23 protein-coding genes and 2 pseudogenes are annotated in these 23,912 nt (G+C 70.5%); 14 read left to right on the forward strand and 11 right to left on the reverse strand.

The annotated features are described in order from the left end of the window. Positions 1-1,149, forward strand: coding sequence for a TolB family protein (locus ESZ52_RS01570; RefSeq protein ID WP_131103394.1), 1,149 nt, complete (start codon positions 1-3; stop codon positions 1,147-1,149). Here the strand turns inward: ESZ52_RS01570 and ESZ52_RS01575 are convergent. The 7 genes and pseudogenes from ESZ52_RS01575 to ESZ52_RS01605 all read right to left on the reverse strand — a co-directional run bounded on the left by ESZ52_RS01575 (position 1,146) and on the right by ESZ52_RS01605 (position 8,438). Continuing rightward, the gene (locus tag ESZ52_RS01575) at positions 1,146-1,496 is read right to left on the reverse strand and encodes a cation:proton antiporter (RefSeq protein ID WP_131103395.1); all 351 of its coding nucleotides are present in this window, start codon (positions 1,494-1,496) and stop codon (positions 1,146-1,148) included. The two genes, ESZ52_RS01570 and ESZ52_RS01575, sit on opposite strands and share 4 nt — an antisense overlap. Then, on the reverse strand, positions 1,496-1,756 hold the full coding sequence (locus tag ESZ52_RS01580; protein WP_131103396.1) for a monovalent cation/H+ antiporter complex subunit F: 261 nt from the start codon (positions 1,754-1,756) through the stop codon (positions 1,496-1,498). Before ESZ52_RS01580 ends, ESZ52_RS01575 begins: the two co-directional genes overlap by 1 nt. Beyond that, the gene (locus ESZ52_RS01585; protein WP_238154309.1) at positions 1,753-2,115 is read right to left on the reverse strand and encodes a Na+/H+ antiporter subunit E; all 363 of its coding nucleotides are present in this window, start codon (positions 2,113-2,115) and stop codon (positions 1,753-1,755) included. The genes ESZ52_RS01580 and ESZ52_RS01585 overlap by 4 nt, the downstream gene beginning before the upstream one ends. Continuing rightward, entirely contained in the window at positions 2,112-3,626 is a 1,515-nt protein-coding gene (locus tag ESZ52_RS01590) for a monovalent cation/H+ antiporter subunit D family protein (RefSeq protein ID WP_238154310.1), read from the reverse strand. Before ESZ52_RS01590 ends, ESZ52_RS01585 begins: the two co-directional genes overlap by 4 nt. Beyond that, complete coding sequence (locus tag ESZ52_RS01595) at positions 3,623-3,955, reverse strand: sodium:proton antiporter (protein ID WP_131103397.1); 333 nt, start codon at positions 3,953-3,955, stop codon at positions 3,623-3,625. The genes ESZ52_RS01590 and ESZ52_RS01595 overlap by 4 nt, the downstream gene beginning before the upstream one ends. After that, entirely contained in the window at positions 3,952-6,969 is a 3,018-nt protein-coding gene (locus tag ESZ52_RS01600) for a DUF4040 family protein (protein WP_131103398.1), read from the reverse strand. The genes ESZ52_RS01595 and ESZ52_RS01600 overlap by 4 nt, the downstream gene beginning before the upstream one ends. A 99-nt stretch (positions 6,970-7,068) precedes the next feature. Further along, positions 7,069-8,438, reverse strand: a pseudogene (locus ESZ52_RS01605) (L-serine ammonia-lyase). Between the two features lie 252 nt (positions 8,439-8,690). Between ESZ52_RS01605 and ESZ52_RS01610 the strand changes: the two are divergent. The 3 genes from ESZ52_RS01610 to ESZ52_RS01620 are packed head-to-tail and all read left to right on the forward strand — an operon-like array spanning position 8,691 to position 12,313. Next, positions 8,691-10,424 (forward strand): sulfatase-like hydrolase/transferase, encoded by a 1,734-nt coding sequence (locus ESZ52_RS01610; protein ID WP_131103399.1) that lies wholly within the window; start codon positions 8,691-8,693, stop codon positions 10,422-10,424. 38 nt (positions 10,425-10,462) lie between these two features. Then, a complete protein-coding gene (locus tag ESZ52_RS01615; protein WP_238154311.1) occupies positions 10,463-11,359 on the forward strand; it encodes a formylglycine-generating enzyme family protein in 897 nt (298 codons plus the stop codon). A gap of 12 nt (positions 11,360-11,371) precedes the next feature. After that, on the forward strand, positions 11,372-12,313 hold the full coding sequence (locus tag ESZ52_RS01620; protein ID WP_131103400.1) for an N-acetylglucosamine-6-phosphate deacetylase: 942 nt from the start codon (positions 11,372-11,374) through the stop codon (positions 12,311-12,313). Here ESZ52_RS01620 and ESZ52_RS19060 read toward each other — a convergent pair. Genes ESZ52_RS19060 through ESZ52_RS01635 form a run of 3 tightly spaced genes read right to left on the reverse strand, consistent with a single transcriptional unit; the run spans position 12,310 to position 15,206 of the window. Beyond that, positions 12,310-13,572, reverse strand: coding sequence for a hypothetical protein (locus tag ESZ52_RS19060; RefSeq protein WP_181009790.1), 1,263 nt, complete (start codon positions 13,570-13,572; stop codon positions 12,310-12,312). The genes ESZ52_RS01620 and ESZ52_RS19060 overlap by 4 nt on opposite strands. Next, positions 13,569-14,432, reverse strand: coding sequence for a cytochrome c biogenesis CcdA family protein (locus ESZ52_RS01630; protein WP_131103401.1), 864 nt, complete (start codon positions 14,430-14,432; stop codon positions 13,569-13,571). Before ESZ52_RS01630 ends, ESZ52_RS19060 begins: the two co-directional genes overlap by 4 nt. Positions 14,433-14,435: 3 nt before the next feature. After that, on the reverse strand, positions 14,436-15,206 hold the full coding sequence (locus ESZ52_RS01635) for a DsbA family protein (protein ID WP_131103402.1): 771 nt from the start codon (positions 15,204-15,206) through the stop codon (positions 14,436-14,438). A gap of 91 nt (positions 15,207-15,297) precedes the next feature. Between ESZ52_RS01635 and ESZ52_RS01640 the strand changes: the two genes are divergently transcribed. The 8 genes from ESZ52_RS01640 (at position 15,298) to ESZ52_RS01675 (ending at position 21,672) form a co-directional block, all read left to right on the forward strand. Then, positions 15,298-15,819 (forward strand): hypothetical protein, encoded by a 522-nt coding sequence (locus ESZ52_RS01640; RefSeq protein WP_238154312.1) that lies wholly within the window; start codon positions 15,298-15,300, stop codon positions 15,817-15,819. Continuing rightward, positions 15,816-16,202 (forward strand): BlaI/MecI/CopY family transcriptional regulator, encoded by a 387-nt coding sequence (locus tag ESZ52_RS01645; protein ID WP_131103403.1) that lies wholly within the window; start codon positions 15,816-15,818, stop codon positions 16,200-16,202. Before ESZ52_RS01640 ends, ESZ52_RS01645 begins: the two co-directional genes overlap by 4 nt. After that, positions 16,199-17,215, forward strand: a complete 1,017-nt coding sequence (locus tag ESZ52_RS01650) for a M56 family metallopeptidase (protein WP_131103404.1) — start codon at positions 16,199-16,201, stop codon at positions 17,213-17,215. The genes ESZ52_RS01645 and ESZ52_RS01650 overlap by 4 nt, the downstream gene beginning before the upstream one ends. A gap of 106 nt (positions 17,216-17,321) precedes the next feature. Next, positions 17,322-18,887, forward strand: coding sequence for a SulP family inorganic anion transporter (locus ESZ52_RS01655; RefSeq protein ID WP_131103405.1), 1,566 nt, complete (start codon positions 17,322-17,324; stop codon positions 18,885-18,887). A 297-nt stretch (positions 18,888-19,184) separates the two neighbouring features. Next, a complete protein-coding gene (locus ESZ52_RS01660) occupies positions 19,185-20,312 on the forward strand; it encodes a tyrosine-type recombinase/integrase (RefSeq protein ID WP_202865393.1) in 1,128 nt (375 codons plus the stop codon). Positions 20,313-20,474: 162 nt separating this feature from the next. Beyond that, positions 20,475-21,011 carry a TetR/AcrR family transcriptional regulator gene (locus tag ESZ52_RS01665; RefSeq protein WP_131103407.1) on the forward strand — a complete coding sequence of 179 codons (537 nt, stop codon included), beginning with the start codon at positions 20,475-20,477 and terminating at the stop codon, positions 21,009-21,011. Next, entirely contained in the window at positions 21,008-21,352 is a 345-nt protein-coding gene (locus ESZ52_RS01670) for a DMT family transporter (RefSeq protein ID WP_131103408.1), read from the forward strand. Before ESZ52_RS01665 ends, ESZ52_RS01670 begins: the two co-directional genes overlap by 4 nt. Next, positions 21,352-21,672 carry a DMT family transporter gene (locus ESZ52_RS01675; protein ID WP_131103409.1) on the forward strand — a complete coding sequence of 107 codons (321 nt, stop codon included), beginning with the start codon at positions 21,352-21,354 and terminating at the stop codon, positions 21,670-21,672. The genes ESZ52_RS01670 and ESZ52_RS01675 overlap by 1 nt, the downstream gene beginning before the upstream one ends. Here ESZ52_RS01675 and ESZ52_RS01680 read toward each other — a convergent pair. Then, positions 21,662-22,600 (reverse strand): annotated as a pseudogene (locus ESZ52_RS01680) (IS5 family transposase). The gene ESZ52_RS01675 and the pseudogene ESZ52_RS01680 overlap by 11 nt on opposite strands. Before the next feature lie 498 nt (positions 22,601-23,098). Between ESZ52_RS01680 and ESZ52_RS01685 the strand changes: the two are divergent. Both ESZ52_RS01685 and ESZ52_RS01690 read left to right on the forward strand, forming a co-directional pair. Then, on the forward strand, positions 23,099-23,584 hold the full coding sequence (locus tag ESZ52_RS01685; protein WP_131103410.1) for a hypothetical protein: 486 nt from the start codon (positions 23,099-23,101) through the stop codon (positions 23,582-23,584). Between the two features lie 51 nt (positions 23,585-23,635). Next, positions 23,636-23,827, forward strand: coding sequence for a hypothetical protein (locus ESZ52_RS01690; RefSeq protein WP_131103411.1), 192 nt, complete (start codon positions 23,636-23,638; stop codon positions 23,825-23,827). Positions 23,828-23,912 lie beyond the last annotated feature (85 nt).

Genomic DNA, 23,912 nt, shown 5'->3' on the forward strand with positions numbered 1-23,912 from the left:
ATGGCCAGGCATGTCCTCGTACCGGGACTGGTGTCCGCGGCGCTGCTCCTGTGCGGCTGCACCGACGGCGGCGGACAGGGAGCGGAGACCGCCACCGCCACCCGGGGAAGGACGGATGCCGCGACCGGAGCCGGGACCGGCACCGACGCGGGCACCGCTACCCGGCCGAGGACGAAGACGCAGGAGGTGGCGCACTCCGGCTGCCTCGTCGGCCAGGCCGTCATCGGGATCCACCAGGTCGACCTGCCGGACGGGTCCGCCGAGGAGCTGCTCGACCAGGCCGACTTCCAGGCCGGCCACACCGCCACGCTCCAGCGCGGTCAGGCGGGAGAGCCGCTGCTGCATACCGCGTGGCTGCCCCTGGGGCCCGAGCCCCTCACCGTCCGCGGCTACCGCCTCGACGGGTCCGGGGACGGCTTGCCGGTCGACGAGTACTCCTGGCCAGGCACCGAGCTGGCCAACCGGGTGCGTGCCCTCGCGGCGAGCCCGGACGGGACCCACTTCGCGGCGCTCATCGCGGATGGGCCGTCCGTCTACCTCGAGGTGGTGGACCGCCGGACCGACGAGGTCGTCTTCAGCGGCCGTGACCGCACCGACCGGACGCTGGGTCTGGTGGGTGATGACCTGCTGTGGTCGCAGGAGCACGGCCTGGTCTACGTCGCCGATCTCGGCGCGGCTCCGGCAGATGCGGCCGGTGGCGTGGTCGGGGTCGCGCTCGAAGGGCTGCAGGAGGACACCGGGCAGGTCACCATGTCCCTGCTCCTCGGCTTCGACGAGGAGACGTGGAGGGGCGGCCGGCCACAGCACCTGGCTCTGAGCGCCGACGAGACCCAGCTGGCCTACGCCTACGTCCCGGAAGGCACCAACTCGCACCCGGACATCACCGCCCAGGTCTGGGCGGGCGACCTGGACGGCACCAGCGAGCCCAGGCAGGTCACCTCCGGCACGCTCAGCCTCGTCGGCCCGGCCTTCTCCCCGGACGGGCAGCACGTGGCCGTGGTCGAGTACGCCTCCCGCGGCAGCCGCAACGTCTACGTCGTCGACGCGCAGAACTCGACCCCGACCGAGTTCCGGGGACGGCTGGACACAGAGGCCGTGGTCGTGGCGACCGACACGAGGGTGGACACGCTGCTGGGCTGGCTGCCCTAGGGCCGCCGGTCCGGCGACTCGTCGGCCAGGGCGTTGGGTGAGGTATGGGGGTCGATCGGGGCGCCGGAGCGGTAGGCGGCACGGGTGAGGGCGTTGGAGGCCACCGAGCTCATGATGATAAAGCCCAGGATGGCGATGACGAGCTTGACCAGGTCGAGCCAGAGGAAGCCGTCGGTCTGAAGGACGCGCAGGTAGACGCCGATCGCGAGGAAGGGCATGCCGACGCCAGTGGCGGCGGACAGGACGTTGACCCTGCTGAGGCCGTCGCGGGCCTTGAACATCGCGATGCCGCTCACCAGCACGAAGAACGCCCCGGTGAGACACAGGAGACCGATCAGCACGAGCATCAGCGCCGCCCCCTCGTCAGGATGCGGGACAGGGCCACGGTGGCCAGGATGCCCAGCAGCGAGCCGATGGCCAGCACGTCCATGGTGATCGAGGAGCCGACGAGCACCGCGCCGAGGCAGACCATCCCGATCCCGCAGAAGTAGATCAGGTCGCTGACGGCCGCGACGCTGGCGTCGTCGCGGGCGGTGTAGAGGCGGACCACACCGAGGACCGCGGCCACGGCGAGGATCCCGATGGCGAGGGTGGCGATCCAGGTCACCGTGGGCTCCTCTCCGCCATCCGGCCGCGGGTCATCGCCAGCAGCCGGTCCTCCATGTCGCGCAGCCCCTGCAGCACCTCGTCCGGGTCGGAGCCGTAGATCGCGTGCACGAAGAGAGTGGGCGGGTGGCGTGCGTCCCCGGGCGCCACGCCCAACGTGACGGTGCCCGGGGTGATGGTGATCGAGGAGGCCATCAGGCTCACCTCGAGGTCGGTGCGACAGCGCAGCGGCAGCTCGACGATCGCGGGGTCCATGGCCACGCCCGGGGTCAGGGCGTCCTTGGCGATGTCCACGGCGCCGACCATGATCTCCTTGGCGATCCAGGCCGCATACCCAACCATGCGTAGTGGGTTGATCATCCGAGCACCGCCTGGATGTATGCGGCCGGGTCGAGCAGGCCTTCAGCGGCCCGGCGGGTCATGGACATGAGCGGCCCGGCGAAGACGAACATGGCCAGCTGCAGGACCACCAGGGCGGCGCCCGGTGCGAGCAGCTGCCGGGTCACGCGCACGTCCGAGGTGAGCGGGACGCTGCGTGCCCGGCCCGGGCCGTCCCGGTCGGGCCGGTAGGTCTCCATGGGCGGGCCCCAGAAGACCCCGGCCCACAGCCGCTGCATGGCGATGATGCTGGCGATGGCTCCGACGAGCACGAGGGTGAGCATCAGCCAGCCCTCCCAGGTCTGAGCCCCGGCCGAGGCCTGGATCAGTCCGACCTTGCCGAAGAAGCCGGCTGAGGGAGGCAGCCCGACCAGCGAGAACAGGGCGAAGACGACGAAGATGGCGGTGGCTCTGTCGCGCTGCATCAGCCCGGACAGCCGGGCGTAGCGTCCGCTGCCGTAGACCTGCTCGATCGCTCCGGCGAGGAGCAGCAGGGCTCCCATCGTGACGATGTGGTGCAGCATGTAGAACAGCCCGGCCGACAGCGCCAGCTGGGTGAACAGCACGACGCCGATGAGGATGTGACCGACGCCGGCGATCATCTGCCAGGCCAGGGCCCGGCGCATGATGTGCTCGCCGAAGGTGGCGTAGGAGCCGACCACGATGGTCAGCGCCACCAGGAGGGCAAGGACCAGTGCCCACGGCGCCTGACCCTCGAAGAGCGTGGAGTAGACGCGGTAGATGGCGTAGACGGCGACCTTGGTGTGCAGCGCGGAGAACAGCGCCATGATCCCGGCGGAGGTGCCGGGGTAGGTGGCCGGCAGCCAGCCGTGCACCGGGACCATCGCCCCCTTGACCGCCAGGGCCAGGATCACCATCGCACCGGCGATCGCCGCGGAGGGGTTGTCATGGACGGCGCCCACCAGGACTGCCAGGTTGACCGAGCCGGTCGTGGCGTAGACGAGGCCGACGCCCGTCACCAGCACGCTGCTGGTGAGGAGGTTGACCACGACGAAGGTCCGGCCGACCCCGAGCCGCCGCCACGTCCCCGTCACTGCGATGAGCGCGTAGGAGGGCAGGACCATGACCTCGACCATGACGAAGAAGTTGAAGAGGTCGCCGGTGAGCAGGGCGCCGTTGACGCCCCCGAGCATCACCAGGATCAGGGGCGGGACAAAGCGGATCCGGTCCTCGCCGGTGACCATGAGGAACCAGACGCAGGCGAGCGAGGCCGCGGCCGTCACCACGATCATCAGCGCCGACAGGGTGTCGGAGACGAACGGGATGGCGATGCCGGGGATGTAGCCGCCGACCTGGTGGGCGATGACCGGCTCGCTGCGGTGCTGGAGCAGCAGGGTGACCCCGGCCACCAACGAGGCCGCCGGGACCAGGACGAGCAGCACCCGCTCGAGGAGCCTGCGCGGCCACATGACCAGCAGCCCCGCCAGCAGCAGGGGGCCGCCCATGAGCAGCGGCAGCAGGTCGGCCCTCACCGGTCGTGCACCTCCCCGATCTGCGGCATCTTCTTGGTGTCGTCGTCGTGGCCCACCGCGGCCAGGGCGAGCATGAGCACGGTCACCGAGAAGGCGATGACGATCGCGGTCAGCACGAAGGCGTGCGGTAGCGGGTCGGTGGCCAGCGCGGTGTCGACCCGGTCGGGCAGCGGCTCGCCGCGCCAGGCGGTGACGCCGGTGGAGAGCAGGATGAGGTTGGCCGCGTGCCCGAGCATGGTGAGCCCGAAGATGATCCGGATCATCCCGCGCTGCAGGAGCAGGTAGACGCCGCCGGTGACCAGGACCGCGATGGTGATGGGCAGGATCATCGGTCGACTCCTTCCGCGAGCGGCTCGGCGCCTGGGGGCGGCACACCGTCGGCCAGGTAGGTACTTTTGGGACCCACCCTGGGCCGGGTCTTACCGTCATCGGGCGAACCGTCCTCCGCGATCTGCCTGGCACGGTCGCCGGCCCCGTCAACATCTCCGTCGACAGCCCCGCCCGCGGCCTCGTCGACGCTGACCGGTCCCGGCTCGTTGGGCGCCCCGAGCAGGTTGAAGGCGGCCATGACCAGGCCGAGCACGGCGGCGTAGACGCCGATGTCGAAGACGAGGGAGGTGGTCAGCTTGATGCCGAGCACCTCGCCGGCGATGGGCTGCAGGAAGGAGCCGGCACCGAGCAGGCCCCACAGGCCGGTGAGCACGGCGATCGCGACTCCGCCGCCGATGAGCAGGCGCGGCGCGGCCGCCGGGCCGATCGTCCGGTCGCGGGCAGCGGACAGGTACATCAGGGCCACCACGGCCGCCCCGATGAGGGCGGCGATGAAGCCGCCGCCGGGGGAGTTGTGCCCGCGCCAGAAGACGATGGCCGAGATGATCACCAGCAGGGGGGTGGTCGCGTGCACCAGCAGCTGCATCGGGACCGCGTTGCCCCAGGACCCCTCGATCGCCCGGTAGGCGGGGGTGCCGACCCCGCGCAGCGGGATCCGGGGCGGCGGCACGTAGTTGTGGTCCTCCTCGCGGGGCGGGTCCAGGTAGCGCCGGCCGAGGGTGGACAGGATGGCCACCACCGAGACGCCGGCCATGCCCAGGACGGTCAGCTCACCGAGGGTGTCGAAGGCGCGGAACTCCACCAGGATGGTGTTGACCACGTTGTAGCCACCGGTGATCTCCGGGCCCTCGGTGAGGAAGTAGTCGGCGACATCGCTGCGCTCCCGGCGGCCGGTCAGCGCCCACACCCCCAGCCCGACCGAGATGCCGACGGTGACGGCGAGGCCCAGCGCCCACCGCTGGCCGAAGCGGGGCTCGCGCCGGAAGGTCAGCGGTAGCTTCTGCAGCACCAGCATGATCATCAGGATCGAGAGGGCCTCGACGAGCAGCTGGGTCAGGCCGACGTCAGGCCCGCCCAGGCCGAAGATCTGCACGGTCATCGCCACCCCCACCGCGGACAGGCTCACCGCTGCTGCGAGCCGGGAGCGGGAGCGGCATACCCCGTAGACGCCGAGAGCCATGACCACCAGCACGACGGCGTCGACCGCGTGGGTCAGGCCGGGGTGCTGTGGGGCGAGGTGACCGCCGGAGAGCAGGATCAGCGAGCCGACGCCGAGGACGAGGCCGACCGAGCCGACGATCGGTGCGACGTGCCGGGTGGGGTTGTCGGCCCGCACCAGCAGGGCCAGCGACCGCCCGGCGCGGGCGACCCGGACGGTCAAATACTCCAGCACATCGGCGCCGTCCCACGCGGGGGTGGTCGCCTCGACGGCGGGGAAGAGCGTGCGGCGGCGGGCGATGATGACGGCGCCCACGGCGAGGATCAGCAGCGTGGCGCCCAGGGCGGCGTTGACACCGTGCCAGAGAGCCAGGTGCGGCGCGGCAGAGGTATGGGGCAGCCCGGCCCGGACCGCCTGCCCGACCGGCGTGTCCAGGACGCCGACGAACAGGGCGAGAGGAAGGCCGGCGAGGATCGGCAGGGCGGCCGGGATGCCGAGCGTCGGCGGGGTCGCGTGCAGAGGGCGGTCCTCGGGCCAGCGCGCGTGCCCGCGGCCGTCCACGAAGCCGTTGAACACCAGCTTGGCGCTGTAGGCGAAGGTGAGGACCGAGGCGAGAGCGCCCGCGACGAACGCGACCCAGCCCACCCAGGTGGCACCAGGGGCCTCGCCGAGGGCCTCCAGCACCGCCTCCTTGGAGACGAAACCGAGCATGGGCGGGATGCCCGCCATGGAGGCGGCGCCGAGCACGGTGGTCCAGAAGACCAGCGGCATCGCGGTCCGCAGCTGGGGCAGCCGCCGGACGTCGCGGGTGCCCGTCGAGTGGTCGATGACGCCGACCATCATGAACAGCCCGGACTTGAAGAGGGCGTGGGCGATGATGTGCAGCGTCGCGGCCGTCAGCGCCAGCTCGGTGCCGACCCCGATGGTGGCCACGATCAGCCCCAGCTGGCTGACCGTGGAGTAGGCCATCAGCTTCTTCAGGTCGGTGCGCTGCCAGGCGAACCAGCCGCCGAGGGCGCAGGTCAGCAGGCCCACCGTGATGAGCGCGATGTTCCAGACCGGGACGTCGTGGAAGGCGGGGGAGAAGCGCAGCAGCAGGAAGATGCCGGCCTTGACCACCGCGGCGGCGTGCAGGTAGGCACTGACCGGGGTGGCTGCCGCCATCGCGTCGGGCAGCCACGAGTGGAAGGGGAACTGTGCCGACTTGGTGAACGCCGAGATGAGCACCAGGAGGGCCACCGTGGACGCCAGCCCGGGTGAGGTGGTCCACGCGGTGCTGGCCAGCGCCTCGGAGATCCGGGTGGTGCCCGTGGCGGCGATGATGACGGCGACTGCGGCGAGCAGCGTGAGCCCGCCGACGAAGGTGATCAGCAGGGTGCGCATCGAGGCACCCTCGGCGCTGTAGCCGGACCGGGCGATGAGCAGGAAGCTGGCCAGCGAGGTCAGCTCCCAGAAGAGGAACAGGCTGATCAGGTCGTCGGTGAGGACCAGCCCCACCATGGAGACGGTGAAGACCGCCATGAACAGGTAGAACGACAGGTTGCGGCCGGCCTTGAGGTAGGCGGTGGAGTAGACCAGCACGACCGCGCCGATGACCAGCGCGATCAACGTGAACAGCACCCCGATGCCGTCGGCCCGCAGGGCGAGGTCCACACCGAGGTCAGGCACCCAGGCGACCGACCATTCCGGGGTCCTCCCGTCCATCACCTCGACCATCGCGGGCCAGAAGGCGGCGGCGGCGGCCAGGTAGATGACCGCCAGTGGCCAGCCAGCCTGCCGGCCCAGCCAACGGGTGAGGGGGAAGCTGGCCAGGACCGCCACAGCGGCGAGGCCGAGCGTCCACACCAGGCTCACGCGTCTGCCCCCGGCGCACCCTGGCCGCGCCAGCAGCACCCACCGTGGTCGAGCATGCGCGTCAGGTTAGCAACTGGCGCCCCCGCCACAGCGCAGGCCTCAGCACTCGATGACGTTGACGGCCAGGCCCGCCGAGCGAAGTCTCCTTGTACTTCTCGTGCATGTCCCGGCCGGTGTCCGCCATGGTGCGGAGCACCTGGTCGAGGCTGACGAAGTGCTCGCCGTCACCGTGCAGGGCCAGCCGGACTGCGTTGATGGACTTGATCGAGCCCATCGCGTTGCGCTCGATGCAGGGCACCTGGACCAGGCCGCCGATCGGGTCGCAGGTCAGCCCCAGGTTGTGCTCGATACCGATCTCCGCGGCGTTCTCGACCTGGTGCGGGGTGCCGCCCATCACCTCGCACAGACCGGCGGCGGCCATCGCGCTGGCCGAGCCCACCTCGCCCTGGCAGCCGACCTCGGCGCCGGAGATCGAGGCGTTCATCTTGCACAGCATCCCGATGGCGGCCGCGGTGAGCAGGAAACGCACGACCGCGTCGTCGTCGCTGCCGTGGCTGTCGTCGTGCCACCAGCGGCTGTAGTAGTGCAGGACCGAGGGGATGATCCCGGCCGTGCCGTTGGTCGGCGCGGTCACGACCCGGCCGCCGCCGGCGTTCTCCTCGTTGACCGCGAGGGCGTACAGGTTGGCCCAGTCGGAGGGGCCGATCGACGGGTCGTCGGCCATCTCCCTCAGCCGGCGCGCCATCCCGGGAGCCCGCCGTCGCACCTGCAGCCCGCCGGGAAGGACACCCTCGGTGCGGCAGCCGGCGTCGACGCACTTCTGCATGACCGCCCAGACCCTTAGCAGGTAGTCGCGCACCTCCTGCTCCGAGCGCCAGGTCAGCTCGTTGGCCAGCACCACGTCGCTGATCCGCAGGTCGTGCCGCAGGCAGATGTCCAACAGCTCGTCGCCGGTGGAGAACGGGTAGGGCACCTGCGTGGTGTCCTCGACGAGCCGGTCGGACTCCAGGGCGGCCTCGTCGACCACGAAGCCGCCACCGACGGAGTAGTAGGTGCCCTCGGCCAGCACGTCGCCCTCCCCGCAGGCACCGTAGGCGGTGAACCGCATGCCGTTGCTGTGGCCGGGCAGGGAGACACGCCGGTGCAGCACCACGTCCTGGTCCACGTCCACCGGCACGGTATGCCGTCCGCCTAGCTGCAGGCTGCCGCTCTCCCGGGTGCGGTCCACCACGTCCAGGGCCAGGGCCAGGGCGACGTCGACGGTCTCCGGGTCCTCACCCATCAGCCCAGCAGGACGCACGGTCGGTGCCGTGGCCCCGCCCCGTCGCACCCAGCGAGCCGAACAGCTCGGTCCGCACCCGGCATACCCGGTCCAGCTCGCCCGCCCCCTCCAGCGCGGCGACGAAGAGGGCGGCGGCCCGCATGGGCCCGCCTGCCGCACAGGTAGAGCCGTCCGCCTCCCTGGCCAGGTCCCGCGCGCCTTCACCATGTGCCCCTCTTGGTGCCTGTGCCGTGCCCTTGTCGTGCTCTTGTCAGGGTGCGCTGTCAGGGGGCGTTGGCCGGGGACGGCCGTTACCGTGAAGGCACGACAGAGGTCGGGTCACCGAACTTCCGGATGTGCGAGGACGCAGGTGGAGGAGTTCTTCCAGGCGCTGGGCGCGTGGGGTGTGACCATCTTCGTCGTCACCCGATGCTCAACGTGACGAGTCAGGAGCAGTGACATGGCCGACGAAGACACGGTGCGCGATGACCGGCCCAACATCCTGGTGCTGTGCATGGACCAGTGGGACGTGCACATGGACCTGCCGCCGGGCGTGGACCTGCCGGCCATCCAGCGGCTGGTCGGCGCAGGCGTCAGCCTGGGCAACCAGTACTGCACGGTTCCCCAGTGCACGCCCTCGCGGGCCACGATGTGGACGGGCCAGCACGCCAAGAACATCGGGCTGTGGGACAACACCAACTTCGCGTGGACCGACGTCCTCGACGAGGACGTCCCCACCATCGGGACCATGCTGCGCGACCAGGGCTACTACACCGCGTTCAAGGGCAAGTGGCACCTGTCCCACCCCGCCCGCCACCCCGACGCGCTGGAGGACTACGGCTTCTCCGACTACCAGTCCTGGGGCGACAACTGGGGCGCACCCCTGCACGGTGAGCAGCTGGACGGGGCGGTCGCCTTCGAGACCGTCGACTGGCTGCGGCATACCCGGCCCAAGGACCAGCCCTGGCTGCTCATCTCCTCGATGGTCAACCCGCACGACATCATGTTTCTGCGCGCCGGCGAGGAGGAGCAGGCGCACGAGAACGGCGCCATGGGAGCGCTGACCCACGCGCCGCAGCGCCTCGGCTTCATGCGCCAGTACGACGTGCAGCTGCCGGACAACTTCTACGACGACCTCGACGCCCAGCCCTACGGGGTGCGGTCCTACAAGCGCAACGCCGAGTGGAACTACGGCCGGATCCCGGAGGGGCGCGAGCACCTGTGGCTGGCCCGCCGCAACTACCTGATCAACTGCCTGCGGATGGTCGACCAGGAATTTCAGAAGATCCTCGACGAGCTGGATCGCCAGGACCTATGGCGCAACACCGTCGTGGTGCTGACCTCCGACCACGGTGAGATGAACGGGGCGCACGGTATGGCGCAGAAGGGCGCCATCCCCTTCCAGGAGGCCTCGATCGTCAACATGACGGTCGTCTCCCCCTGGTGCCCCAGCGGCGTGCAGTCGGACGCGGTCGGCTCGCACCTGGACCTGGCGACCACCTTCCTGTCGTACGCCGGGCTCGAGGATGGCGAGATCCAGGATCGCTACCCGGCCCTCAAGGGCCGCAACCTGCGGCCCGTCTTCGACGACCCCCGGCGGGCCGACCCGCCGCGTGGCTCCGCCTCGGAGCCCGGCGACGGCGCCCTGCTGATGTGGGACGGCCTGAACATGCTCGACCCCGAGTGGGCGATCCAGGGCGCGCTCAGCGACCTCGCGCAGCTGGGCGACGGCCCGGAGAGGACCTTGGAGGACTGCCTGCGGGCGGGGGAGAAGTACGGCGCGCCCGACATGGACAAACGCACCTTCTACCGGGCCGTCTCCGACGGCCGGCACAAGCTGGTGCGCTGGTTCTCGCCGACCCAGTACGGCATACCGGAGACTGTGGAGGGGCTGCACGCCACCTCCGACGTCGCCCTCTACGACCTGGAGGCCGACCCCGGAGAGATGCGCAACATCGGTGACCCTGGGCACCCGGACTACGACGAGGAGCTGGTCGCCGCGATGCTGGAGAAGCTGACGCGGCTCGTCGACACCGAGGTGGGCGAGGACGAGGCACCGTTCGACCTGAACCTCTTCGGCACCCGCGAGGTGCGCTACCGAAGAGATGACCTCGAGCCGGGGGCGCCGACCGCCGGCGGGTCCGGTGAGCTCCACCACCCGGGCACCGACGTCCAGCCCGAGGAGGAGACCTGAGCACCACAGGCAGCGAGCACGAGGTTCCGCCCGGGTTCGTGCTCGTCCCGGGGGGCCAGTTCGTGATGGGGTCGGACGACTTCTACCCCGAGGAGCGGCCCGCGCACCCGGTCCGCGTGTCGGACTACCTGCTCCAGCAGGCGCCGGTGACCGTGACGGAGTTTGCCCGGTTCGTGGCAGGGACCGGCTACGTCACGGTGGCGGAGCGCGTCCCGGACCCGCGCGACTACCCGGAGGTCGACGACCCCAGCGTGCTCGTGCCTGGGGCGCTGGTCTTCACCGGGACCTCCGGGCCGGTGCCGTTGAACGACCCCGGGCGGTGGTGGTCGTGGGTGCCGGGCGCGTCCTGGCGACACCCGGAGGGTCCCGGCTCGGACGCCCGGACCGACCGGGGTGACCATCCGGTCACGCAGGTCTGCCTGGAGGACGCGCAGGCGTACGCCAGGTGGGCCGGCCTCCGGCTGCCCACCGAGGCCGAGCACGAGCGCGCTTCCCGGGGGGACAGTGGGGAGGCGGCCTACGCCTGGGGCGAGGACCGGTACTCCGAAGACCGTCACCTGGCCAACACCTGGCAGGGATCCTTCCCCTACCGGAACACCGCCGAGGACGGGTGGGCCACGACCTCACCGGTCGGCTCCTACCCGGCGAACTGCTACGGCGCGGTCGACCTCATCGGCAACGTGTGGGAGTGGACCGCCGACCGCTGGACCCGCCACCCCGACGCCGCGGCGTCGCCGTGCTGCGTCCCTGCCGACCCGCGGCGTCCGCACACCGGGCCGGCGCGCCCCCGCGACGCGTTCGTGGTCAAGGGCGGGTCCCACCTGTGCGCCCCGGAGTACTGCCTGCGCTACCGCCCCCCTGCCCGCCAGCCCCAGGAGCGGGACTCGGCCACCACCCACCTGGGGTTTCGGTGCGCCGCGTCCCTCAACGGCTGAGTCGTCCTGATCATGGTGCTGGCTCCTGTGCACATCGACGGCCTGGTCGACATCCACTGCCACGGCGCGGTGGGCCACGAGTTCGGCCGGAGCGGGGCCGGCTCCCGGGCGGCCGTCCGCCACCACCAGACGTCAGGGACCGCGACGGTCGTCGCCAGTCTGGTCTCGGCCAGGCCAGACGAGCTCGAGCAGCAGGTGGACCGCCTCCTCCCCCTCGTCCGGGACAGCACGATCGCCGGCCTGCACCTGGAGGGGCCGTTCCTGTCCTCGGCCCAGCGGGGGGCGCACGACCCGGCCGTCCTCGCCGACCCGGACCCTGACCTGCTCGAGCGCCTCGTGGAGAGGGCGGCGCAGGGAGGCGCGCCGCACGCCATACGCCACCTGACCCTCGCCCCCGAGCTGCCTGGAGCCGAGCGGCTCATCCGCCGGTGCGTGCAGCTGGGTGTGCGCCCCGCTCTCGGCCACACGGACGCCGCCGCGGACCTGATGACCCGGCACCTGCAGCTGATCGCCGACCTGCAGGGGGCACCGGCCCTGGTCACGCACCTGTTCAACGGGATGCGCCCCTTTCACCACCGTGCCGGCGGGCCAGCCGCGGCCGGGCTCCGGGCCGCGGCGGCCGGCGAGGCGGTCGTGGAGCTGATCGCGGACGGCGTGCACCTGGCCGCCGAGGTGGTGCGCATGGTCTTCGAGACCGTCGGGCCCGACGCCGTCGCCCTCGTCTCCGATGCCACGGCCGCCACCGGCCTGGGCGACGGCCGGCACCGTCTCGGCACCCTTGAGGTCGTGGTCGAGGACGGTGTGGCCCGGCTTCGGGCGACCGGCGCCCTCGCGGGCAGCACCCGGACCCTCGCCCACGGCGTGCGCTGGGCGGTGTCCGTCGCGGGCGTCGCGGTGGCCGACGCGCTGCGTGCGGCACAGGTCACGGGGGCTCGTGCGCTGGGCCTGGACTAGGGTGCCGACGGTTCCTCCGGTGCGGTCGCCAGCAGGTGCCGATCGCCGTCGATGAGGCTGGCCGTGCCCAGGGACCCGAACCCCCAGGGCACCACGATCCGACCCTGACCGGCCGGGTCGTAGGCCTCGACGACGTCGCCGCCGACGACGTTCAGCGCACGCACCGTGTCTCCCTCCCGCACGTAGGCGAACACCCCTCCCACCCCGAGGAGGAGGACGTCCGGCGAGACCGACTGTGACCACAGCTCCATGCCGGCAGGGTCCACGCCGCGCAGCGTCGCACCCTCGTGCACGACGCGGACGCCTGTCGCCTCGTCGACGCCGGCCGACGTGGCGGCGGTGCCGAGGACGGTGCCGTCCGCCAGGTCCACGACAACCTTGCCGCCGCCGCCGCCGCCGTCGGCGTCGAGCAGGGCGAGGCCTGGCTCCTGCTCACCGGTGCCCGGTCGCAGGGCAGCGGGATCCAGACCATGGTCGGCCAGTTGCGTCTGCCAGCTCTGCCTGCCCGAGCGGGCGTCGGACGCGTGCAGGGCGCCCTCCTGCACGGTCAGCAGAACGCCGTCGTGCTGGCCGACCAGGCGGGCGCCGGGTGGGGCCGGGATCACGGCGCCCGTGTCAGGGTCCAGGGCGGCCGGGTTCGCGTCCTGGCCCCCTTCCTGGCCCCCTTCCTGGCCCTCGCTCTGGAGAACCAGCCCACCTCCCGGCAACGGCCCCGAGGACTGCACCGGTCCCCACACCGCCTCGCCCGTCTCCAGGTCGTAGGCGTGCACGGCGACGACACCCGGTCCGTCGTCGTGGGCCAGCACCGCGAGCGGACGACCGGTGCTGGTGCGGCTCAGCCAAGCGCGCGACCCGTCGGCCGGCCGCTCGGCGCGCCACAGCACGGTGCCGTGGATGTCCACGGCGATGTACGCCGTGCTGGCCCCCTCCTCGCTCCAGCCGAGGAAGACCCCCTCGGCGTGCAGCGGCGCGGCGTCCCAACCGGGTGCCACGAGCCGTCGCTCCTCCACGCTGCGCGGCAGCCACAGCTCCTCGGTGGCCACGTCGGGAAGCTGCTCGGAGACCACCTGCGGACCGGACACGACGGACGTCCTGGGCGCGGTGGCGCGGTCCGGCTCCTGGGTGTGCCCGGTGTGCCCGGTGTGCCCGGTGTTCCCAGTGCTCCCGGTGTGCCCGCTGTTCCCCGCGTCGCCGGTGCATGCCGAGAGCGCCAGGACGGCCGCCACCGCCGCGGCCGCAGGCCGGCGCAGCGCCCTCATGACGCCTCCGCCTTCGAGCGGCCAGGGGCGACACCATGCCGCGACCGTCGTCGCCGGTCCCAGATGAGCAGGACGAGACCGGCGACGGCGATGATGACCCCGATGTCCAGGACAGGGCCGGCCAGTCGGGCGGAGCGTGCCTGCAGCCAGGCCTGGGCGTCGTACGGCAGCAGTCCGGGTGCCTCGACCAACCCGTTGGTGGCCCAGAAGAGCACCCCCACCGCGATGATCAGCAGGCCTGTCACCACGGAGGTGGTATGCAGCTCGCGCCCCAGCACCGTGATGGTCCGGCCCCGCAGCATCGACTGGCCCCGCCGGCCCAACCGGCGCCAGGTGGCCGCGATGAGCAGCAGCGGCGCCACCATGCCCGCGCCGTAGACGGCCAGCAGGCCACCGGCGCCGAGCAGGTCGCCCCGCGCGGCGGCCAGGGTGAGGACGGCACCCAGGACCGGTCCGGCACAGAAGCCGGCGATGCCGCTGGCGGCCCCCAGCAGCAGGGTCTTGAGCAGCCCGGTGGAGCTGGCCGCCTGGGCCTGCAGCTGGGTGGCGCCCGGCAGCATGCGGGCCGGGTCGAAACCCAGTCCGGCCACCTGGGCCAGCCCCAGCAGGATGAGCAGCAGTGCCGAGCCGAGAACGATCTCCTGCCGGTGGGTGGCGAAGAGCGAGCCGAGGGCCCCGGCTCCGACCCCGAGGGGGATGAGCACGACGAGCAGCCCCGCGTAGAACACCGCGCCGTGCAGGAGCAGCCGGGGGCCGGAGCCGACCGTGGAGGCGAAGAAGGCGGGGAGCAGCAGGGCAGCGCAGGGGCTCAGCAGGGCCAGGGCACCGCCCACGAACGCGCTGAGCAGTCCGACGTCCACGAGCTACCGCGCCCCGGCGAGGGCCTCGTCGACCGCCTCGACGAAGACCTGGCTCGGCTGCGCCCCGACCAGCGGCTGGCCGCCCAGGACGAAGGTGGGGGTCGAGTAGGCGCCGAGGTCCAGCCCCAGCTGCGCGTTCTGTCGCACCTGCTCCTGGGTCTGTGCGGAGGACATGTCCTCGGCGAACTGCTCGGTGTCCAGGCCCAGCTCTCCCGCGAGCGCGACCAGCGCCTCGCCGGTGAGCCCGTCGGGCCGGCGGATCTCGCCGCCCGGGTAGAGCTCGTCGTGGTAGTCCCAGAAGGCCCCCTGCAGTGCGGCGGCGTAGGAAGCGCGAGACGCGCGTTCCGAGGCCTCGCCGAAGATGTTGAGGTCGCGCCACTCGATCCGTAGCTCTCCGGCCTGCGCCCGTTCCATCATCAGCGGCAGGGTCTCCTCGTGCCAGCGGGCGCAGTACGGACACTGGTAGTCGGAGAAGACGACGAGGGTGACGGGGGCGTCCACCGGTCCCGCCGTCAGCACGTCCTCCTCGTCCCGACGCTCGACATCGGTCAGGTCCGGCTGGACGGGTCCCTGGACCTCGGTCGGCGGATCCTGTCCGGCCGGGCCCGCATCCTGCTCCGCGGCTGTCGGGTCGGTCCCGGCCTGGCTGACACCGTCGGACGCCGCCCCGCCACGGTCGAGGGTGAGCACCAGGGTGACCAGGAGGGCGACCACCACCGCGACGACGGCAGGGAACGCCCACGTACGCGTGGTGGGGGAGGGCTTGGTGGGCATGGTGGCAGTTCCTTCGGATCGGTGGGGGACCCGTCGACTATGACACATAGTCGACTAGGTTCCATAGTCGTCGTCGTGCATGATGGGGCCCATGCGTCCGGACCCTGCACACCGATATCTGCGACCCGCACTCGCGGGTCTGCGCTCCTGGGGCCCTCGTCAGGTGCTCGTCGCGGTCCTGGCCGGCGCCGGCCTGGCGGTCCTGCTCGGCCTCGCCACCGTCCTGATCCCCAACCCCGTCTTCGGCCGGGACATCCCGCCGGTCTGGTGGAACTACCCCGTGTGGCTGCTGACCGCGGGCCTGTCGGGGATGCTGGTGGCGACCTACGTCCGGGCGACCGCAGGTCGGTCCGGTCAGCCGCCGGAGGACCAGCGCCAGAGCCGGTACGGCCTCGCCGGAGGAGTGCTGGCGTGGTTCGCCGTCGGCTGCCCCGTGTGCAACAAGATCGCCCTGCTCGCGCTCGGCTACAGCGGCGCGATCACCTGGTTCGCGCCGCTGCAGCCCTTTCTCGGCGTGCTGGGTCTGGCGCTGATCACCGTGGCCCTGGTCTGGCGCCTGCGCGGTCAGGTCGTCTGCCCGCAGCCCTCACGCGTTGCGGCGGTGGCCGGGTGAGCGCGGAGGCAGGGGTTCCTGGGGCTCCACGCCTGGGCGCGCTCGAGACCAGGGTGATGGATGTGCTGTGGGACCACGGCCCGGCCACGGTCAGGGAGGTCATCACGCAGCTGCCGACCACGCCGGCATACACCACCATCGCGACCGTCCTGCAGAACCTGGGCCGTAAGGGCATGGTCCGTCCTGACCGGCAGGGACGGTCGACCCGCTACGTCCCGTGCCTCAGCCGCCAGGAGCACACCGTCAGCCAGATCGACCGGCTGCTGGACACGAGCCAGGACCGTGCTGCCTCGATCCTGCACTTCGTCGACTCGATGCCGGAGAGCGACCTGGCCCTGCTGCGCGACTACCTCGCGGCGCGTGGGCCTGGGCAGGAGCGGTGACCGGCCCCGGCCTGGAGCAGGGCGTGTCCGCCGGGGCGGTCGCCCCACTGGCGCTGGTCGCCGTGCTCGTCCTCGTCCTGCTGGCGTCCGCCGTCCTGGGCCCGCGGGTGGTCCGCGCCGCGACCCCGGCACTGGTACGCGCACCCCGGGCTGCGTTGGGGTTGCTGATGGGTGGCGTCATCCTCTGGACCACGTCCCTGCTTGCCCTGGGCCCGCTCCTGGCGTGGGTCATCACCGGGCCCGGCATCCTGCCCGAGCCGGCCACCCGGGTCTGTCAGGCCTGCGTGCAGGCGGCCAACCCGTTCCTGGCGGGACAGATCGACGCCGGCGTGCCTGCAGTCCTGCTCATCGCGCCCTCGGTGCTGGCAGGGGGGTTGCTCGTGGCTGCGGTGGCGCGAGACTGGCGGCGCCGCGACCGGGCCTCCCGCGCCGCGGCCCGCACGGTGCTCGCGGGCGGCTCCCGGCAGCGCGTGCTCGGGTATGACGTCGTGGTCGTCCCTGACGAACGGCCGCTCGCCCTGACCTTCCCGGCCCGGCACGGTGGCATCGCGCTGTCCACGGGCACCCTGCGCCTGCTCGGGCCCGAGGAGCTGCACGCCGTCCTGGCGCACGAGGCGGCGCACCGCAGGCAGCATCATCACGCGCTGGAGGCCGTGGCCTCCAGCCTCGGGCGGCATCTGCGCTGGGTGCCGCTGGTCGCCGCCGTCGCGAGCGCGCTCCCGGGCTACCTGGAGATCGCCGCCGACGACGCTGCCCGCCGCCGGACCGGGACCGTGGCGCTGGTCAGCGCCCTGGCCCAGCTCGGCGAGCGTGCCGCGCCCGGCCTCCTGACCGAACCCGGTGCAGTGCTGCACGCGGCCGGGCCGGAACGGATCAAGCACCTGGTGCAACCGGCCCGGGGCTGGGCGGGCATGGTCCCGGTCGCCGGCTTCCTGCTCGTCCTGACGGCCCTGTCGACCGTCGGCGCCTCGATCGGCGTGCCGTACGCGGTGGCCGTGCTGCACGGTTGCTGACCTCGCACGTCGTCGGTGCTGACGGTGCGGTGGGACAATCCGGTCAGCACAGCGACATCGCGGACGGGTCGCCCAGCAGCCGCCGCACCCTGCCCGAAGGAGACCCATGACCGAGCCCCGCACCACCGAGGTGCGCCAGCAGCCGCATACCCGTGTCGTGCCGGAGGCGGGCGAACGTGAGACCTCCACGCGCGCCGCACTGCGCAACCCCCGCCGGCTCAAGACGGAGGTGCTGGCCGGCCTCGTCGTGGCGCTCGCGCTGATCCCCGAGGCGATCTCGTTCTCGATCATCGCCGGTGTCGACCCCCGGGTCGGGCTGTTCTCCAGCTTCGTCATGGCGGTCACCATCGCCTTCGTCGGTGGCCGGCCGGCGATGATCTCCGCGGCCACCGGGGCGGTCGCGCTCGTCATCGCGCCGGTGGCGCGCGAGTACGGGATGGACTACTTCATCGCCACCGTCATCCTGGCCGGGATCCTGCAGATCGTGCTGGCGGTCCTGGGCGTGGCCAAGCTGATGCGCTTCATCCCCCGCATGGTCATGGTCGGCTTCGTCAACGCGCTGGCCATCCTGATCTTCCTGGCCCAGCTGCCGTACCTCATCGGGGTGCCGTGGCTGGTCTACCCGCTGGTCGTGCTGGGGCTGCTCATCATGGTGGGCCTGCCGAAGGTCACCACCGTCGTCCCGGCCCCGCTGGTGGCCATCGTGGTGATCACCCTGCTGATGTGGGGAGCCGGGTGGGAGCTGCCGGACGTCGCGGACCAGGGTGAGCTGCCCGAGTCCCTCCCCGAGCTGTTCATCCCGAACGTGCCGCTGACCCTGGAGACCCTGCAGATCATCGGGCCGTTCGCGCTGGGGATGGCCCTGGTCGGCCTGCTGGAGTCGCTGATGACCGCCAAGCTGGTGGACGGCATCACCGACACGCACTCGGACAAGACCCGGGAGAGCTGGGGCCAGGGCGTGGCCAACGTGGCCTCCGGCCTCTTCGGCGGCATGGGTGGCTGCGCGATGATCGGCCAGACGATGATCAACGTCAAGGTCTCCGGCGCGCGGACCCGGATCTCGACCTTCCTGGCCGGCGTCTTCCTGCTCGCCCTCGTGCTCGGCGCCGGGCCGTTGGTCGGGATGATCCCGATGGCCGCGCTCGTGGCGGTGATGGTCATGGTCTCGGTGGCCACCTTCGACTGGCACAGCATCCACCCCGCGACCCTGCGGCGCATGCCGCACAGCGAGAACGTCGTCATGCTTCTGACCGTGGCCGTCACGGTCATCACCGAGAACCTGGCCTACGGCGTGATCGTCGGTGTCAACGCAGCGATCATCCTCTTCGCCCGCCGGGTGGCCCACTTCGCCTCCGTCGACAAGGTGGTCGAGACAGACGTGGACGGCGACGGCGACGGCGAGCCCGACGTACGCACCTACAAGGTCTCCGGCGAGCTCTTCTTCGCCACCAGCAACGACCTAGTCTACCAGTTCGACTACAGCGGCGACCCCGACCGTGTGGTGATCGACCTGTCGGACAGCCACATCTGGGACGCCTCCACCGTCGCGGCCCTGGACGCCGTCCAGACGAAGTACGAGCGGCTCGGGAAGAGCGTGGAGATCGTCGGGCTCAACTGGTCCTCCGCCGCCCGCCACGGGCTGCTGACCGGCCAGCTCGGCGAGGGGCACTGAGCCACGGGTGCCGGTCGGCACCGACGCTCACTGCAGTGAACGCACACTGTCGCAAACGCTCGGCGCCAGTGACGACAAGGACCGCTGGCCTGCAGGTCAGCGGTCCTCGTGTGTGGTCGGGGTGACAGGATTTGAAAAGATCACTCCCGCACGTTCACCGACTGGCTGACCTGCGTCGCAAGCATGTGACCTGCGATGACAGGTACAGTAGCGCGTGAAAGGTTCGGGCACAAGCGGACACGAGGTGACACTAGTTATGCCCCAGTTATGCCCATCTGTCGGCGAGCAGGAGGGGCTGTGACACGGGCCAAGCGTGACTTCGGAACGATCCGCCGCCGGTCGGGCGGGCGGTACCAGGCGTTCTACATGGGCCCGGACCAGGACTTCCACCGGGCTCCTTCCACGTTCCAGACCCGCGCCGACGCCGAGGCGTGGCTGGCCCACGAACGGCGGCTGATCCAGGACGACACCTGGTCCCCGACCCGTTCGCGGCGGGCCAAGGTCGCCCGTACCGCTGAGGCGTTCGGCCCCTACGCGACCGCCTGGTTGTCCCAGCGCGACCTCAAGCCGCGCACCCGCGCCCTCTACCAGCGGCTGCTGGAACGCTTCCTCCTCCCCGAGTTCGAGCACGTAGCGCTGAGGGACATCACCCCGGCCGTGGTGCGGGTATGGCACGCCGGCCTCGACCCCCACCGGCCCACCCAACGCGCCCACGCCTACGCCCTGCTGCGCTCGATCCTGGCGACCGCCGTAGCCGACGAGATCCTGGCCGCCAACCCCTGCCGGGTCCGCGGCGCCGGGACCACCACCCGGGCCCGCCGGGTCGAACCGGCCACCTTGGACCAGCTCACCGTCCTGGTGAAACACATGCCCGACCGGTACCAGGCCCTAGTCCTGCTGGGTGCCTGGTGCGGTCTGCGGTTCGGGGAGATGGCCGAGCTGCGCCGCGCCGACCTGGACCTGGCCACAGGGGTGGTGCACGTGCGCCGCGGCGTAGTCCGCATCACCGGACAGGTCTCCGTCGGCACCCCCAAGTCCGCCGCGGGCCTACGGGACGTGGCTATCCCACCCCACCTGATCCCCACCCTGACTGAGCACTTGGCCACCCACGTCGGACCTGCACCCGAGGCGCTGGTCTTTCCGTCGGTCACCGACCCCGAGGTTCAGGTCCACCCCAACACCCTCTACCGGCACTGGCACAAGGCGCGAGAGGTGGCCGGCCGGCCAGACTTGCGCATCCACGACCTGCGCCACACCGGCGCCGTCCTGGCCGCCCGCACCGGCGCCACCCTCGCCGAACTCATGGCCCGCATCGGCCACTCCACCCCCCAAGCCGCCCTCCGCTACCAACACGCCGCCCTGGGCCGCGACGCCCACATCGCCGAGCAGCTCTCCCAACTCGCCCAAGCCCAGCAATCCAGCTGACTCGAGGTGTGAAGGCGTCCGTTGTCGAGGTGCGTGACAGCGCGGATCCGCCGATGCCCGGATGCCTAGGGGCGGCCCTAGGAGGTGTTGCGAAACTCTCCAGAGCTGTAGCGCGCGTGTGCCACACTTGCAACTTTACCAACCGGTTGGTATAGTAGCTGCATGACCAACTCACGCGACGTGGTGATCGAGCGTTCGCTCGACCTCATCCGGGCCGGAGGCACCGTCTCGCTCGAATCAGCGGCACGGGCCAGCGGCTTGACCAAACCGGGAGTGATCTACCACTTCCCAACGAAGCACGCCCTAATGTGCGGACTCGTCGATGCCGTAGCTGACGACTGGCTCCACGGCATGGCGGCGCGGCTGCCCGCAGCACCCGAGTCCGTATCAGTCAGCGAACGGGTCGCCGCGTACTTGGATGAGTGCCTCGACCGGGAAGCCGACCCCTCGGACATCGTGATGCTCAGCGATCCGCGACTTCGCGACGAGCTCACGGCTCGATGGGCGGAACGTCTTCACGCATGGTTCAGCGGACTCGAGGCCTTGCCGGCAGCACAGCGCGGGCACCTGAGCGCAGTCCGGCTCATGGCCGACGGCATCTGGTTCGCCACGGCCACCGGCATCAACCCGCCCACACTCGAAGAGCGCCCGGCCATTCGCGCCGCGGCGCAAGAGCTCCTCGCGAAAGTCGAAGCATGAAGAAGTGGTTGTTCCTCGTCGGCGCCATCCTCAGCGAATCGGCCGGCTCATTGTCGCTGAAGGCCGCACTCGGCCACCCCGCCTGGTACCTGCTCGTCATCGCCGGATTCCTTGCAGCATTCGTGTTCCTCGCCCTCGTGCTTCGCGAAGGGATGGCGCTGGGCGTCGCATACGGGATCTGGGGAGCATCAGGCGTCGCCTTGACCGCCGTGCTGTCAGCACTCATCTTCGGAGAAGCGCTCACACCCCTCATGCTCGTCGGGATCGTGCTCATCATCCTGGGCGTACTCACCATCGAACTCGGCGCTCAACGAGCCGCCACGAAACGAGAGGCGAATTGATGGCCTGGCTCTTCCTCATCGGCGCGATCGCATTCGAGGTCGCCGCAACGCTCGCTCTACGCATGGCCACCCACGGTAAGAAGGTGTGGTTCATCGCCGTCGCCGTCGGCTACCTCGCCGCCTTCGGGTTCTTGTCCCTGACCCTGGATGCCGGCATCGGCCTCGGTGTCGCCTACGGCATCTGGGCGGCCTCGGGCGTTGCACTGACCGCACTACTGAGCAAACTGCTCTTCAAAGAACCGTTCACCTGGATCATGGGCGCCGGCGTGGCACTCGTCGTCGGTGGCGTGCTTCTCGTCGAGCTGGGAGTCACGCACTGACTACTGAAAGCAACCGTTCGCTCGGAGGAGGCGGCAGAGTCCGGACCCAGTGGAGAGCGGCAGCGAGGCAGAGCGCGGAGTGGTAGTTGCGGGCGGTCTTGTCGGAGCGCATCGCGATCCCTCGCCACTGCTTGAGCTTGTTGAAGGAGCGCTCTACGACGTTGCGGCCGCGGTAGCGTTGCCGCTGCTCAGGGCCGAACTCGATCGGCCGACCGGGTCGCTTGCGACGGTGAGCGATCTGGTCGGCCCGCTCGGGGATCGTCGCGGCGATACCGCGTTCACGTAGCCACGCCCGGTTCGCCCTGGACGGGTAGCCCTTGTCGGCGATGACCCGGTCCGGGCGGGTCCGTGGCCTGCCGAAGGCGCCGGGGACGCGGATCTGATCGAGCGTCTCGGCCAGCATCGACGTGTCGGCAACTTGACCGCCGGTGATGACGAACGCGAGCGGTCATCCCTTGCCGTCGCAGACCAGATGCGTCTTGCTCGTGAGCCCGCCGCGGGAACGGCCGATCGCATGGTCAGGAGGCTCGGGCCGAATTTCTTGTAGTTCGCTCTCGCCCCCTGTGGTGCGCGGAAGGGTCGCGCCATGCTGATGGACGCGCACGATCGTGGAGTCGATCGAGGCCACCCAGTCCAAGTCCTCGTTCGCCAGCGCGAGTGACTGGACGCGCTCGAGCACGCCCGCCCAGACGCCGGCCTTGGACCAACGGTCGAAGTTCTTGTAGACGGTGTTCCAGTTCCCGAACCGCTCCGGCGTATCCCGCCACGGCGCACCGGTCCGATAGTGCCAAGCGGTCGCTTCCACGACCAGGCGGCGATCCACCGGAGGACGCCCGGTCTCCGCCGCGGCCGGGAACACTGGACCGATCACGGCCCACACCTCATCCGAGATCACATCGCGAGACACGTCATCAAGGATCGCCGACAAGCACCCTACGAGTTTGGCAACACGTCCTAGTCGCGGTCGAACACGCTGATACAGGATGGCGAAGGAGGCGATCGGGACCGGCTGCCGACCCAATGAATGTTCGCGGTGGGCTCGGCCCCTTAGGATGGGCGCGTGCTCGTGCTCGTGCTCGAAACATTCTTGGGTCGTGCGTTAGTTAGTCGACTAACGCGGCCCCAGATCTAATGGGAGGGAAACCGTCTGGTGTGGAGCGAGGTATTGTCTGGCGCCGCCGGGGCGGTCCTCGGCGGGGCTGGCATCGAATTGTGGCATCGAAAAGGACGTCGCGCGGTGGGTCACGTAACACGCGACACTGGACTTGACGCGTACATCAGCACGGACTTCGGGACAGTCTGGGCCGGAGCGCCTGCGGGATGGATCACACAGTACGCCTTCTTTCCCGAAGGGTTACCAGACGAAACACCACCGAGGGCACGCCGGCAATGGAATGACTGGGTATCCCAAAACGGTGGACTCCTGATGGGCAGCCAAACAGTCACTGTTCACCTGATCGGACGATCCCCCTCTACCGTCATAGTCAAAGCTCCGGAGGTTGAAGTGCTAGATTCCTGGGACCTCGCTTCAGGAGACGCAGCTATCTGGATGGCTGCTGGTGGAGCATCAATCATCCCTAACGGTTACACAGTCGATCTGGACGAACTCGGCCCACAAGATCCGGTGGTCAAAATCATCCACCCGAGCGGTGACATGTACGAGCCAACGCCCCGGTCCTATTCGCTGGCTCCTAACGAAGCCGAACGGTTCGACATCGACGTCGTCAGTAAAGTGCCGCGCGGGTACCGGTGGCGTGTGCGCCTGCCTGTCCTGGTAGATGGGAGGAGCGAGTTCCTCGATCCGCATCCTACCCGCGAGCCCTACCTAGAGTTTGCAGGCGGGGCGCCCGAGAGTTTCTACTCCTGGGACGAAAGCGTATCCGAGTGGCAAGAGATGAAACGGTGGTGGTGAAGTTGAGCCAGCGACAACCAGAGCCCATCGGCCCCAACTAGAATGCGGGACATGTCAAAGCGCGAGATCAAGATCGTGTTGACCGACGTCGATGACGACGGGTACGCCGAGGTGGCCAACGCCGCCTGGATGCTTCTCCAAGTGACCAGCCGCGAGGGCCACATAGAGCACGACGGCAAGACCGCGGCGGCAGACCTAGACGCTTGGTGGCAATCCGCCGTTGACGAACGCCATTGGGACTAACCTCGGAGCCACTTCCCCTTGCGGAGCATGGCCGCGCTCGTCCAATCCCGGCCCGAGGCGGGCAAGCCAGACGCCGTCGTACCGA

This window comes from Ornithinimicrobium sufpigmenti, from assembly GCF_004322775.1.
GTDB lineage: Bacteria > Actinomycetota > Actinomycetes > Actinomycetales > Dermatophilaceae > Ornithinicoccus > Ornithinicoccus sufpigmenti.